This is a genomic window from Streptomyces sp. NPDC006739, assembly GCF_042869815.1.
Taxonomy (GTDB): Bacteria; Actinomycetota; Actinomycetes; order Streptomycetales; family Streptomycetaceae; genus Streptomyces.
On record NZ_JBIAGM010000025.1, the window covers coordinates 29,219 to 42,115 of the forward strand.

Here is a 12,897-nt window from a genome sequence, read left to right on the forward strand (position 1 = left end):
CGCTGGGCATACGTCCGCCTGGGATCTTCACGAGGGCGGGTCGGCCAGGTGAGGGGTCGGGTGGTGGCTGGTGCGGACGGCCAGGGCGGCGACGTCGTCTTCGGCATGCCGGGCGTCAAGGCGGTCCAGTACTTCGTCGAGCAGTTCATGGACGGTGCTGTCAGGCGACGGGTGCAGGCTGGTCAGCCGGGCGAGTGAGTCGTCGATGTCCTCGCCGCGGCGCTCCACAAGGCCGTCGGTGAACATCAGGAGCGTCTCACCGGATGCCAGACGACGGGTCGACAGGTCGTATCCGCCGAGCCCGGTCCCCAAAGGAGGCCCGACCGGGACAGAGACCAGCTCCCCGGCACCGTCTGCGGAGAAAACCACCGGGGGCAGGTGGCCGGCGCTGGCGAGGGCCACGGCACTCCGGGCTGGATCGATCCGCGCCAGCAGGCACGTCGCGGGCCGTCTGCTGCCGTCGTCCGTGACTGCGGCATCCAGCTGGCGCAGTACCCTGTGCGGCGGCAGGTCGGTCGAGGCGATGTACCGGAGCGCCGAGCGGTACGCGTTCATGTCGACGGCCGCGTCGAGTCCGTGTCCCATGACGTCCCCCACGACGAGCAGGGTGCGCCCGTAGTGGAGCCGTACGGTCTCGAACCAGTCGCCTCCCACCAGGACACCGCTTCCGGAGGGGAGGTAGCCAGTGGCCAGGTCAAGGTTGGGGTGCGGCTGCCCCGGATCGGTGAGCAGCGTGCGCTGGAGGTTCATCGCCGTGTCGCGCACCTGGGCGTGGGCGCGGGCGAGCCGGACGTGGACGGCGGCCAGCCGCGCCGCGAAGTTCGCCACGGCCGAGTCCTCGTGCAGGAAGGGCAGCCGTGCGCGCAGCGCGACAGCGGTGCCATACAGGCGGCCTTGGCTGATCAGCGGCACCGAGAGGGCGTACGGTGGCCCGCCCGAAGAGGCGATCGGTTGCCGCTCGTCGTGTGCCCCGGCAGAAGCGGCAGCGTCAGGGCCGGGGCCTGCGAACAGGCCGCAGGGATCGTCCACCACGCGGACGGCGACGTCCGGTCGGTCGGGATCCGCGGCCCCACCGGCCAGATCCACGGATGCTGCGTCGCACAGGTGACGACACAGGAAGCTGGCCAGTTCCTCGCACGTGGCCTGCTCGTCCAAAGCCGTGCCGATCGTCTCGACCGCCCGCTCGAACAGCACCAGCCGCGGCGGAGCCGGCTCTCCCACCGGCCCGCCGTGCTCGCCACCGCCGCTCCGGATCACCTGCCGTCCTGCCGCCTGTGCGCCATGGAAAGAGCCATACCATCAGGTGAGCGGCACGGAACACCGCATCGACGCACCATCGTCACCCTACGCTTTCGGCCTCTTGGTACCTGACCGACGCACAGCGGGAGAACCGGCACCACGGCGGAAGGCGCCCTGTGCGACGGGGTGCGACTGGTGCACGCTTAGCAGGTGCTCAGCAATCCAGGGGCGGTGCTGCCGGCGGCACAGCCCGTGCGTTCTCCATCTCCCGTGAACCGGTAGGAAAGCCCCGTCATCGAGCTTCTTTGCCGTGACGACTATCTTGGTCGTGCGCAGTTCCCGGGGCTGACTGGATTTGACCGGCGGCCCTGCCATCACGTCAGTATGCGCCGGACGCAGTGGGAAACAGGAGGCATGTCCGAACGGAGACCACCACACCTTCCCACGGCACACTCGGTGCGTCTGGGGGTTCTGCTGGCCATTGTCGGCGGGGGTCTCGATGCGTACACGTACGTCGGGCGGGGTGGTGTGTTCGCCAACGCGCAGACCGGTAACGTCGTCCTGCTGGGCGTCGCCGCCGCGGGCCGCCAGTGGTCGGAGGCCCTACGTCATATTCCGCCGATCATCGCCTTCGTCCTGGGCGTGCTCGTCGCGGAGTCCCTCAAGCGGCCCCGGGTGGCCGCCAGAGTGAGGTGGCCGGCCCGAGCGGCCCTCGTTCTGGAGATCCTGGTCCTGTCCTGCGTGGGCCTGCTGCCGTCAGGCAGCGCCGACACCGCCGCCACCGTGCTGGTGGCCTTCACCGCCTCTCTGCAGGTAGCCACGTTCCGCAAGCTGGTGGACACCGCCTACAGCACGGCCATGACGACCGGCAACCTCCGCACCGCCACGCAGAGCGCCTATCTGGCGGTCGTCGAGCGCGACTGGGACGCCGCCCGCCGGGCCCGCCGGTTCTCTGCCGTCATCTGCGGCTTCCTCGCCGGTGCGATCGCAGGTGGTTTCCTCACGCACTGGGAGGGTGTCCACGCGGTGTGGGCGCTCGCCGGCCTTCTCGCGCTGGGACTGGTGCTCTTCGTCCACGACGAACATGCCGCCGCACGGGCCCGCCGAGCCTCGGAGGCTGAAGCCTGAGCGCCTGCCGGTGGGCAAGAGCCCTGCGCCTCGTCCTCAGCGCCGGGATCCCGGCCATACCCTCCGGGAGGGTGCCGGGTGTGTGCTTGGCCAGGTCGAGGGCGTTCTCCATGTCGGTGAAGGGCCGGCGGGTGCCTTGGCGGGCGGGGAGGGGGCCGCAGGTGATGAGGCTGGCACGGCCGGCGAGCTGGGCGCCGCGGACTCCGGTAAACAGCGGGGTTGAGGCGACTGAACTGCTCCTCACCGCCTCTCCCGTGGAACCGCTCACCACCTTGCCGATGACCCTGCACCCCTCCTCCAGATCGAGGGTCCGCGCCTGGAAGGGCCACATCCTTGTCGGGGTGGGCCGCCCCAAGCAGGACGAATCCCGCGCGGCATGGCTCCAGCGGTTGTCGCAGCAGCTCGGCACCACCTACCCGGCCCTCGCGGGCGTCCGCCTCCGTCGCGGGTGGGGCGGTCCCATCGATGCCACCCCGGACGGGGCCGCTCTCATCGGCAGGGATCGCTCCCGCCCCTTCCTCTACGCGGCGGGATTCTCCGGCCAGGGACTGTGCCAGGCTCCCGCAGCCGGAGAACTCATCCGTGATCTCTATTTCGGCAAGTAACCCGGACTGCCTGTCCCCCCCGCCACGCGGAGACGATCCAGACAACCGGCCCGCCGTGAGGATGGACGCGACGCCCCCACCCACAGCCGACCAGCAGCGAGCCACTACAGATCATGAACTACAACTGCCGTGACGCTGTCGGAGAGCCGTCTGAGGGAGAAGCGCATGCAAGGTTCGAAGCAGCGGGAACTGGCAACGGAGCATCAGCAACCACGTCAGTCCCCGACCCTGCTCAGAGCGAGGCAAGGATCTCGCCACCCGGGCCGTGCACGTACCAGGCGAGGTGCGCTGTGAGCACGGCGGCGTCGACGGCCAGATCGACGTGCCCGATCAGTCGCGCCACATTTGTCTGGTCGAATTCCTTGGCGCAGCGCAGGTAGGGGCGATAGACACCGATCCTGTGATTCAGGAAGTGGTCCGCGTCGGTGAACCCTTCCACACCGTCCTGAATGACCACCTCAGGGATCTCCAGGACCTGGGTGAGCGCTCTGAAGGTGTCTCGCAATGGCGTGGAGTGGGCGTTCGTCAGATGGTAGACGCCGGTTCCCGTGTCGCTGAGCGTGATCTGGACGGCGGCCCGAGCAGCCGCGTCGACGGGGATGTAGTTGGTGCTGCCGTCGGACAGGCCGTTGATCCGCAGTGGCGACGGGAGTGCGCCGCCGGCGCCGCGTAGTTCCCCAACCGCGAGGGCGAGGCCCAGAGCGAGGTTGTACAGGCCGCTGGTGGTCATGGCGGCGAGGGTTCGGCTGTGCCCGATGACCAGGCTCGGGCGGAAGATCCGCACGCTGTCGAAGGGCTGCGCGCGGACCTCGCACTCACTGACGACCTTGCTGTACTCGTACCAGTTGTTCACGGCAATCGAGGGGTCGGCCGGGTCGGCGGCGATCCAGCCGTTGCGCCGTCCAGCTACCAGCGCGCTGCTGATGAAGTTGAACGTCGCACAACGTGCGGTCCTGGCGAGGTCCAGCGCGTTCCGGGTGCCGTCGATGTTGCGGGAGACAACGTCCTCCTTGCGCTCGTACTCGTATGCCATGGAGGCGGCGACGTGCCAGAAGTGGACCGCGTCGCCGATGGACGCCGCGCCGCAGTCCGGCTCGGTGATGTCGCCGGGGACGCCGTGGCAGCGCCCTTCGATCTCGGGTTCGAGGTCAGGGCGGCCGTAGGCCCTCGCGGCACGTCGGAGCTCCGATTTGAGCCGGGTGTCGGCATCCAGGCCGGGTCGTGGGCGGACCAGGCAGGTGACCTTCGCGTCGGTGCGTTCCAGCAGTTCCAGGACGATGGCGCCGCCAATGAGGCCAGTGGCGCCAGTGACGAGGTGGTGTTCCACGGCTTCTCCCAAAGACGAGTGTGCCCGATGTGCCCAGCGATCGAGAGCGACCAGTGAGCGGGTGAGCGGTGTGCCGTTGCGCCGGAGGCGGCCGCTGATCCGGTGTGAGCCCGTCAGCGGATGAGGATTTAGGCGCGGGCTCGCAGGCCCAGTCGGGGGATGTGATAAATGCGGCGGTTGTCCACCCACAGCCAGCACTCGGCGAAAACGGTCCGCTCGTCGGGGCGTTCCAGGATCCGGGCCTCGACGGTGACTTCCTTGTCGGTGGGCAGGACCTGGCCGCGGAACTTCCAGACCAGTGGGGAGACCACTTCGTAGCCGGGCGACCCGAGATACCACTGCAGGGCCTGGACGATGGCCTCGATACCGATGGAGCCGGGCATCACCGGGTCCTGGAAGAAGTGAGCTTTGAAGAACCACTCGCCCGGCTGTACCCGTTTGCGGGCCCTGACGTGTGCCGATTCCTGGTCCCCGACGGTTTGGAGGCCGGCAATCTCGTCCAGCATCAGCAGCATCGGGCCCGGCAGCCTGCCGCCGGGTGTCAGGCGGACCCGGGTGTCGTACGGCTCGGCCAGACGCCGGCGGTCGGCCTCGGTCGGGGGGAAGCCGACCTGGTTGGCGAGCGCGGCCGTGGTGAAGGATCCGAAGACGGCCGTGCCGTCCAGGAGGGGACGGTCATCAACCCCGGCGGTCACCGCGAACGACTGGATGATCATCCCGTTGAGTTCCGAGATCTCCGTGAGCTCGACGCGGGTGGTTATCCGTCGGTTCACCGGGCTCACGGTCGTGTGCAGGGCCAGGTTGCCGTCGAGATTGCGGAAAAGCATCTCGTTGTCGCTGCGGAGCATGACGCCTCCGTAGGAGCTGAGCCAACCGCACGGTTGAAGCGCGGTCTCCACCAGCACCGAGACGGGCATGACGCCGTCGGGGTTCTGGACGAAGTACCAGGCGTCAGCGGGAACGTCGTACTCGGCGTGGACGACGCTTCCGGTTTCCAGGCCGCCGTACGCGCCGCAGACGTCACGGATCCGGGTCACGAAATGGTACGGCGGGCTAGGGAGCCGAGGTGCGCGCCGGGTCCCGTCGAAGCCTTCGCCGATGCGCCCGAGCGCTTGGGTCTGCGGGCCTTGAGCATGGGCGAGCAGCGCGTTGTGGTCGAGGCGAATCCCGTCGATCTGCGCGGCGGGCCGCACGTCGGTCACAGGCGCGCTCGGCGACGGCCAGTCCGGGACCAGCCGGACAGCCAGTCCGGCGACGTGGACGGCCTTGACCCCGTCGGCGGTGAGCAGGACGTCAGCCGTGAGGGTGGGGTGGGGGCCCGCGCTGAACTCCCGTACGAACACCTCGTAGGCGAGTTCCTTGCTCTGCGGGGTCACCTGCCCGCGGCACACGATCCGGTAGTTCTGCTCGGGGACGGGTTCAAAGCGCCATGCGTCGCGGGTCAGGGTGCAGCCGGCGGCGGCGAGATAGAACGACATCGCCTGAAGGCAGCCGTCCAGCATGAGGGTGCCCGGCATGCACGGGTCGTTGTGGAAGTGGCCGTCGAAGAACCAGTCGTCGGGGTGGAGCGCCGTACGGGCCTGTAGATAGCCACGTTGCCAGGGGCCTGCCGCGGTGTCGAAGCACACCACCTCCGTGAGGAGCCGCATGCGGCCGGCCGGGATGCGCGGGGTCCGGACGTGTGCTTCGGCTGCCCGCCACTGCTCGCCGAAGCAGGCGGCAGGACGGCCCTGGCTGAATGCTTCGACCTCCCGCTCGGAGAACCGCTGCCGGGTGCCGCGGACGGGGGGCGGGTCGACGTGCCCGGGGCCGGCCGGTGCGGCCTGGGCATCCCACAGGACCCCGCCGCTCTGCGCCAGTTCCTCGTCGGTGAAGTAGCCCGCCTGCCCGTTGCGGATCGTCAGCATCGGCCTGCCGTCCACGCGGCAGTCGAACTCGAAGGTGAACAGTCGCTGGCTGCCGTTGACCACGTGGTCGGTGATCCGGATCTCGTAGTCGAGCAGTGCGCCGCTCGGCGGCGGTGGTGCGTGGTACACCGCTTCGGCGCCCAGCAGCCGGTAGACACGGCGGCCGCGGTTGTCCAGGTCCGCGCCGAGCCAGCTGATCAGCATCAGGTCGGCCTGTCCGGCCTCGATGACCAGGCCGGGCGGCATGCGCCCGGTGTGATCGAGGTACCAGGCCCCCGGGGTGAGGTCCGTCTCGGTCCATATCGTCCCTGTTGCCAGGGAGCCTGGGACGGCAGCGATCCCGGTGACCCGGTCTGCCAGCAGCAGCGGTGGCCGCGGCATACGAGTCTGCCGCTCATCGTGGTCCTGTACGGCGAACATCGGCCCGAACAGCCGGGAGACGTTCCCCTGGGCAAGGTATTCGAGGTCCTGCCGACTGAACTTCGGTCCCGGCCGCTCCTGCGATACGCCGGGCATCGGCACCAGGGCAGACGAGGGGACGGGCGGCGGCATCGGGGCAGACGAGGGGACGGTCCCGCGCCGCGGCCCGGACGAGGCGGCGTGTGGCGCAGGGGGAAGCGCGGCGGCGATCCGGGTCTGCTGCGCCAGGAACCGCACCTGTGCTTCCTGACTGGTCGCCAGATGACGGACGTGGACGGAGGCGACCTGGGCGAGTTGCTCGGCCAGCAGCGCCCGTACGGTCCGCGCCGGCGTCGGTGCTGCTGGTGCGGGAGCAGCTGGGCCGGGGAGAACCGCCTCCGCCAAGGGAGGTTGGGACGGGACGCCGGCAGGCCCGGTGTCCGGGCGGGTGGCCCTGTGCGCCGAAGGAGTCGCCGGAGCAGCTTGCCGCGGCATCGGGAGGTGGGCGGGAACGCGGAGGACGGGGTCGGTTCCCTCGGCTCGGCGCGGCCCTCCGGGCCAGGTCACGGGCACGCCGGCGGCGGCGAGTTCGGCGAGTGAGCCGAGCAGGCCGTCGAGACCGCCGCCGCGCAACGGGTCGAGGGCGACGGCGAGATGGGGGCGTGTCCCCAGAATGCGGCTGATCCAGCCCGTGCACAGGCTGCCAGGGCCGTGCTCGATGAAAATCCGAACGCCGTCGCGGTAGGCATCCTCGATGCAGGCGGTGAAGTCGATCGTGCCGACACACTGGTCAGCGGTGGCCTGCGCGGCCCGCTCGGCCGTCACGTCGTAGGGCCGGCCGGTGGCCCCGCTGTAGAACCTGACTCCGGGAACGGATCGCGTGGGCAGCAGGTGCAGCTCGTAGAGGCGGTCGCGCACGGCGGCTGTCTCGGGGACGTGGGCGGCCACGTCGTAGTCGAGGAGGAGCGCGTTCGGCTCGCCCAGACGGGCCAGGGCGGCGGCGCACGCGTTCTTCTCGCCGCCGAGCACGCACAGTCCGGGCGCGTTGACCGCCATCAGGTGGACGGCGGGCAGGTCCGCCAGGGCCGCTCGGACCCGGTCGGCGTCGGCGGTGACCTGGTAGGCGGTCCACCGCGTGCCGTGCACGCCGGTGTCCTTCCAGGCGGCACGAACGGTGTGCATCGCACCGCCCAGCTCGGCGGTGAACAGGCCGGAGGTGCGGGCGGCAGCGTACAGGCCGGTGCAGTCCGGCCAGGCGCCCAGCGCGGCGAGTGCGGCGGCTTCCCCCGAGGAGTAGCCGATCGCCGCAGCCGGATGGATGCCGAGGACCTTGCGGGTGATCAGAGTGTGCAGGACCGAGAGGAACGCCGCTCCGCTGATCTGGTCCATCGCGTCCCCGGGACGGCCGTCGTCGCGGTAGGCCCAGCCCACCAGCGGTTCGAGGGGGCCCAGCCGCTCTCGCACCGTGTCGATGAGTTCGGGGAAGGCCTGCAACAGCTCCCTCCCCATGCCCGGATAGGCAGCGGAGCCGTTGGTGTAGACGAAGGCGATCTGCCCCTCCAGCGGTGTGTCGCGCAACGCGACACCTCGGGGGCGGATCGCGCCGCTGTGCAGCCACTCCCGGATCTCCGGCGCCCGTCGGGCCGCCGCGTCGGCCGACTCGGCGACCACGGCGAGCCGAGCGGGGCCGCTGTCACCGCCGCGGCCGGCTTCCAGGGCTGACAGCGCGGCAGCCCGGTCGCCCCCGGCGAAGACTGTCACCTGTGCCGCTGTCGGTGTCCAGCCCTGGACGTCCGCCCCCTGCAACCGCGTACGTCGCAGGCCGCCGTCGCATCGGACCGTCGTGACCTCCGCACTGCGCAGCGCGGTGAGCGCCGAAGGCGAGCCGGCGGGCATCCGCTGGTGGTGCAGGGCGAGTACGCCCGCGGCCACGGCGACCAGGCCACGCGCCGCATGGCTGTGGCCGAAGAGCGTCGCGGGGTCGAAGGCAGCACCCTCGCCAAGGACGAGATCGGCCGGCTCGCCTGCCGACTCGGACAAGAGGGCGAGCACAGGATCATCGTCCCTGACGGCGTCCTCCAGGCGCTTCAGGACCAGCACGACCGCTGCGTCAGCAGGCCGGTCGGACCGCCCCAGCGCGCGTACGGCTGCTGCGTGGACCTGTTCGGAGGACAGGTCGACGGCCCCGACGACGGCTGCGTCGACCTCTCCGCAGCGCAGCGACCGGATGGCGAGATCGAGAGCGATCAGGCCGGACTCCTCCTCGGCGAGCACCGCGTAGGCGGGGCCGAGCAGGTCGAGCTGGATGCTGATGCGATTGGCCGTGCCGTTGGCCATCGTGCCTGTCAGGCGTGCCCCGCTCAGGCGGGGACCGATCGGCTCGGCGAGACCTGGGGGCCTGCCGTGGTGGGCGGACCAGGCATCCAGCCGCCAGCGGGCGGTCAGGCGCGCGCCGTCCGGGTCGCATCCCGTTCCGATCAGCACCGAGGTGCGGCGGGGAAGCCGCACGTCGGCCACGGCCTCCTGGGCCGCTGCCAGCACCAGCAGTTGCTGGGGCAGTGCTTCCTTCAGGTCGTTCGGGGGGAACCGGAGCCCGGTCAGGCCCAGTTCGACGTCCTGGCGGCTCATCTCCGGAGCCTGCCCGGTGAACAGGGCGGTGCGGAAGTCGCCGACCCCGGTGCCTGAACCGGCGCGCACCCCGAGGGCGACAACCGCGATCTGCGGCGGCTGCTCAGGTGTGGTCCGCGGGCGCCGGGGACGGCGCGGGCCGTGGGGGGTCGCGATTGCGTCCGGCGGGTCGATGACGAGGTGGGCGTTGTTGCCGCCGAAGCCGAACGCGCTCAGCGCCGCGCGCCGCCGGCCGTTCCACGGTTCCGCATGCCGGAGCAGCCGGAAGGGGGTCTCGTGCAGGGCCTCGATCGGGGAGTCGATCCCGGGTGTGCCGGGGCGCAGCCCGGAGCGGAACGCGCCGAGGATCTTCAGCAGCGCCGCGATTCCCGCGGTCGCCAGCAGATGGCCGACGTTGGCCTTGACCGAGCCGATGGCCAGATCCGCCGCGTCCTGGAACACGGCACTGCTGCTGCGGACCTCGATGGCGTCGCCCACCGCCGTCCCGGTCGCGTGGCATTCGAGCAGCGTCACCGTGGACGGGTCCAGGTCGGCTGCCGCGTATGCCGCCCGCATCGCCTCCTCCTGGCCGCGCGGGGAGGGGGAGAGGAAGCCGCCGGTGTTGCCGTCGTTGGACAGGCCGATGCCACGGATGATGCCGAGTACGGTCCGCCCCGCCCGGACCGCGTCCCGGTGGCGCATCAGAGCGACCAGCCCGGCGCCTTCACCCGGGATCATGCCGTCGGCGCGCTGGTCGAAGGGGAGGGGGCGGCCACTGGGGCTCAGCGCGCCGAGTGAGGCGAATCCGACATGGATCTGCGGTCCGGCGGCTCCGCTGACCGCACCGGCGAGCATCAGGTCGGCGGACCCGTCCTGCAACCGGTCGCAGGCCATCTTGATCGCGTAAAGCGAGGACGCGCACGCCGCCTCCAGGCCGAACCCGCCTGCGCCCAGGCCGAGCGCCCGCGCGGCGCGGACGATCGGCGTCCCCGAGCAGAAGCGGTCCGAAGGATGCGGCTGTCGACGCCCCGCGGGTGCGGACCGGCCGTCCGGGCCGTCGAGACCCAGTCGGTCCAGCCACACCTGTTCGGCATAGGCAGTCAGACCGCGCCAGGCGAAGCCGAGGTTGCCCATGATCAGACCTGCCCGCGCCGACGGGCCGTCCCAGTCGGCCTCACGTAGCGCCTGCTGTCCGGCGTGCAGGATCCACCGCAGAGCCGGATCCCAGCCGGCCACGGACTCGGCGTCGACCGCGAACCCGGACGGGTCGAAGGCCTGCTCGAACCCTCGGACGAGTCCCGAAACGGGCCGAAAGCCCTTGGGCAGCCACTCCACCACACCGAGATCGGACCAGTTCTGCGGCAGACCCCACTCGTCCGGGGCCACCTCGCTCAGGTTCACCCGTCCGTTCTCGACGCCGTTCCAGAAGGCGGCCGGATCGAGCGCGCCGGGAAGCACGCACCCCTGCCCCACGATCGCGATCGGTTCGAATGGCACTTACTGGTCCTCCATCGATGCGGCTTCGCAGTGGTCACGGGCAGGGGGCGAGGGTGAGCCCGAGCAGTTCGGCGTAGAGGGTCTGGTCCTCGCGCAGCAGGGCGATGTCGCAGACGGCAGGCTTCCCGGCCCGTCCACGGCTGTGCAGCAGACAGTGCAGGGTCCGGCCCGCGGGACCGAACCGGTGCCTGCGGTACTCCTCCAGGCCCACGGATGCGACGGAGCAGCCGAGCACGTGGTCACCCCACAGGACCGCGAGGTGCAGGACGGCGTCGACGGCGATGGCTTCGAGGTGCGGCACTTCCCCCGGCACTCCACCGCCACCGAGCTCCAGCAGGGCGACGGCGCCGGGGTCGCCGACCCGCACGCCGGCCGCCGGCATCCGCAGCACGGCACCGCGGCCGACCACGTCGTCGCCGGCCTCGCACCCGTCGAACGGGGGCAGATACGGATGGTCGGGCCAGACGCCGCCGCCCGGGACCCCGCCGAGCCGGGCGACTGCCTCGACTCGAGAGGGTGCACCCAGCAGCCGCAGCTCCAGCCGATCGCGCCGGGGGAAGCCCTCGACGCGCACACTGCCACGGACGCCTGGTGACGCGGCGTCCCCCGGCGCGTCGAAGGTGATGTCGCGCAGTGTCACGATCGGCTCTTTCGGAGCTCGGCAGCGCGCGGCCGCGGTGAAGAGCTCCACCGCCGTCGCCAGTGGGTGGAGGCCTGCTGGGAGGCTGAGGGCGCCGGGCCCAAGCGCTTCCTCCTCCCCGGTGGCAACCGGTGCCTCGGCCCTCAGCGTCGGCGGATCGGGAAGCTCCCCGACCGTCAGGACGACATGCGCGAATCCCCGTCCGGTCTCCAACTCCGCCGCGAAGGCGCCGGCTCCGGTGTCCAGCGGGATCAGCTCCAGTCCCTGCTGCTCGAACCGGGTGGCGATGTCCGAGGTGACCATGCCGCCGTCCCAGGGGCCCCAGCCGATGGAGCGGACCAGGCAGTGCGGCCGCCGAACGCGTTCGACGGCGGCGATCTGGCCGAGAACCTCGTTCGCCATCGCGTAGTCGCTCTGGCCCGGGTTCCCCGCCCACGCCGCGATCGAGGAGAACAGGCAGAGCAGTCGCAGCGGGTCGTCCCGGGTCGCGTCGAGAACCACGCGCAGACCGTCCAGTTTGGTGGCGAGGACCGCCTCGTACTGGTCCGAGGTCTTGTCGGCGATGCTCTTGTCGTGCACCACGCCCGCAGCGTGGATCAGGCCGGTGATGGGCCCCAACTCCTCCCGCACCGCGGCGAGTGCGCGCCGTACCGAGGGCGCGTCGGTGACGTCCAGGGGGAAGTACCGCACCTCGGTGCCAAGGGCCCGTAGGGCGGCCAAAGTCCGGCGCACCTCCCGGGCGGCCAGAATCCGGCGTGCCTGAGCAACAACCGCCGCCGGGCCGGAGTCCGGAACGCGGGCGGCCAGTCGGGCCACCAGAGCAGGCTGGTCCGCGGCGGCCTCCAGCCCCGGGGGCTCCTCGGTGAGCTCGGTCCGGCCGAGCACGGCCAGTCGGGGGCGGTACCTGGCGGCCAGTTCGGCGAGAACAGCGGGTGTCACCCCGCGGGCGCCGCCGGTGACGACGATCACGCCGTCCTCGTCGAGCGGGGCTTCCACGGGCTCGGGGCCGCGGGGAGTGGCAACCATGTCGAGGGTCAGGCGTCGGCCGTCCGGGGGCAGGCCGACGTTGAGGGCCGGCCCCCCTGACACGAGCTCAGTGACGATGGCCTCGGCGACCGCCGCGCTGTCGCGGTCGCCGCGGGCGCAGTCGATGGCTTTGACGCCGGCCTTAGGCCACTCCCGCGCCGCCGTCCGCGCCAGCGCGGCAATGCCGCCGAGCCAGGCACGTTCCCCCTGCCCGCCGCTCAGACCGAAGTCGCCGCCGGTGTCCTGAACGACGGCGAACAGGCCACCGTCCGTCGCCATCGCGGCGGCAACCTTCTGGGCCGCCGTGAACACCCCGCGCATCGCCGCCAATCCGTCCTCAGGTGTCGCAACGGGCGCCATGCCACCGAGCAGCAGTACGGCGTTCGACCCGCTCAGCGAGCCGTCCTCGACCGCCTCGACCGCCTCGATCCCGCGTGCGCGCAGTCCGGGCACCACGTCCCGGGCCAGCCCGCTGCCGCCGTCCACCACGTGGAGGACGACTCCTGTCAAGCCACCCGCCCC

General features: G+C 71.2%; 6 protein-coding genes and 1 pseudogene. 2 read left to right on the forward strand and 5 right to left on the reverse strand.

Annotated elements, in window-relative coordinates:
• Positions 1-27: 27 nt before the first annotated feature.
• Positions 28-1,257, reverse strand: a complete 1,230-nt coding sequence (locus ACFYMM_RS35285) for a PP2C family protein-serine/threonine phosphatase (RefSeq protein ID WP_388394419.1) — start codon at positions 1,255-1,257, stop codon at positions 28-30.
• Positions 1,258-1,695: 438 nt separating this feature from the next.
• Here ACFYMM_RS35285 and ACFYMM_RS35290 point away from each other — a divergent pair, with 438 nt between their 5' ends.
• A complete protein-coding gene (locus tag ACFYMM_RS35290; protein ID WP_388394422.1) occupies positions 1,696-2,367 on the forward strand; it encodes a YoaK family protein in 672 nt (223 codons plus the stop codon).
• Between the two features lie 64 nt (positions 2,368-2,431).
• Here ACFYMM_RS35290 and ACFYMM_RS35295 read toward each other — a convergent pair.
• Positions 2,432-2,596: pseudogene (locus ACFYMM_RS35295) on the reverse strand (ATP/GTP-binding protein); the annotation flags it as partial.
• Between the two features lie 49 nt (positions 2,597-2,645).
• Here ACFYMM_RS35295 and ACFYMM_RS35300 point away from each other — a divergent pair.
• On the forward strand, positions 2,646-2,972 hold the full coding sequence (locus ACFYMM_RS35300; protein ID WP_388394429.1) for an NAD(P)/FAD-dependent oxidoreductase: 327 nt from the start codon (positions 2,646-2,648) through the stop codon (positions 2,970-2,972).
• A 232-nt stretch (positions 2,973-3,204) separates the two neighbouring features.
• Here the strand turns inward: ACFYMM_RS35300 and ACFYMM_RS35305 are convergent, their stop codons facing one another.
• From ACFYMM_RS35305 to ACFYMM_RS35315, 3 genes are all read right to left on the reverse strand, one after another.
• Entirely contained in the window at positions 3,205-4,299 is a 1,095-nt protein-coding gene (locus ACFYMM_RS35305; protein WP_388394432.1) for an SDR family oxidoreductase, read from the reverse strand.
• 128 nt (positions 4,300-4,427) lie between these two features.
• Entirely contained in the window at positions 4,428-10,709 is a 6,282-nt protein-coding gene (locus ACFYMM_RS35310; RefSeq protein ID WP_388394435.1) for a beta-ketoacyl synthase N-terminal-like domain-containing protein, read from the reverse strand.
• Between the two features lie 34 nt (positions 10,710-10,743).
• Entirely contained in the window at positions 10,744-12,885 is a 2,142-nt protein-coding gene (locus ACFYMM_RS35315) for an SDR family NAD(P)-dependent oxidoreductase (protein ID WP_388394437.1), read from the reverse strand.
• Positions 12,886-12,897: the final 12 nt, after the last annotated feature.

Excerpts from the sequence above, each read along its gene's own strand:
- ACFYMM_RS35300 (WP_388394429.1), top strand. The coding sequence starts at position 2,646 with ATGACCCTGCACCCCTCCTCCAGATCGAGGGTCCGCGCCTGGAAGGGC.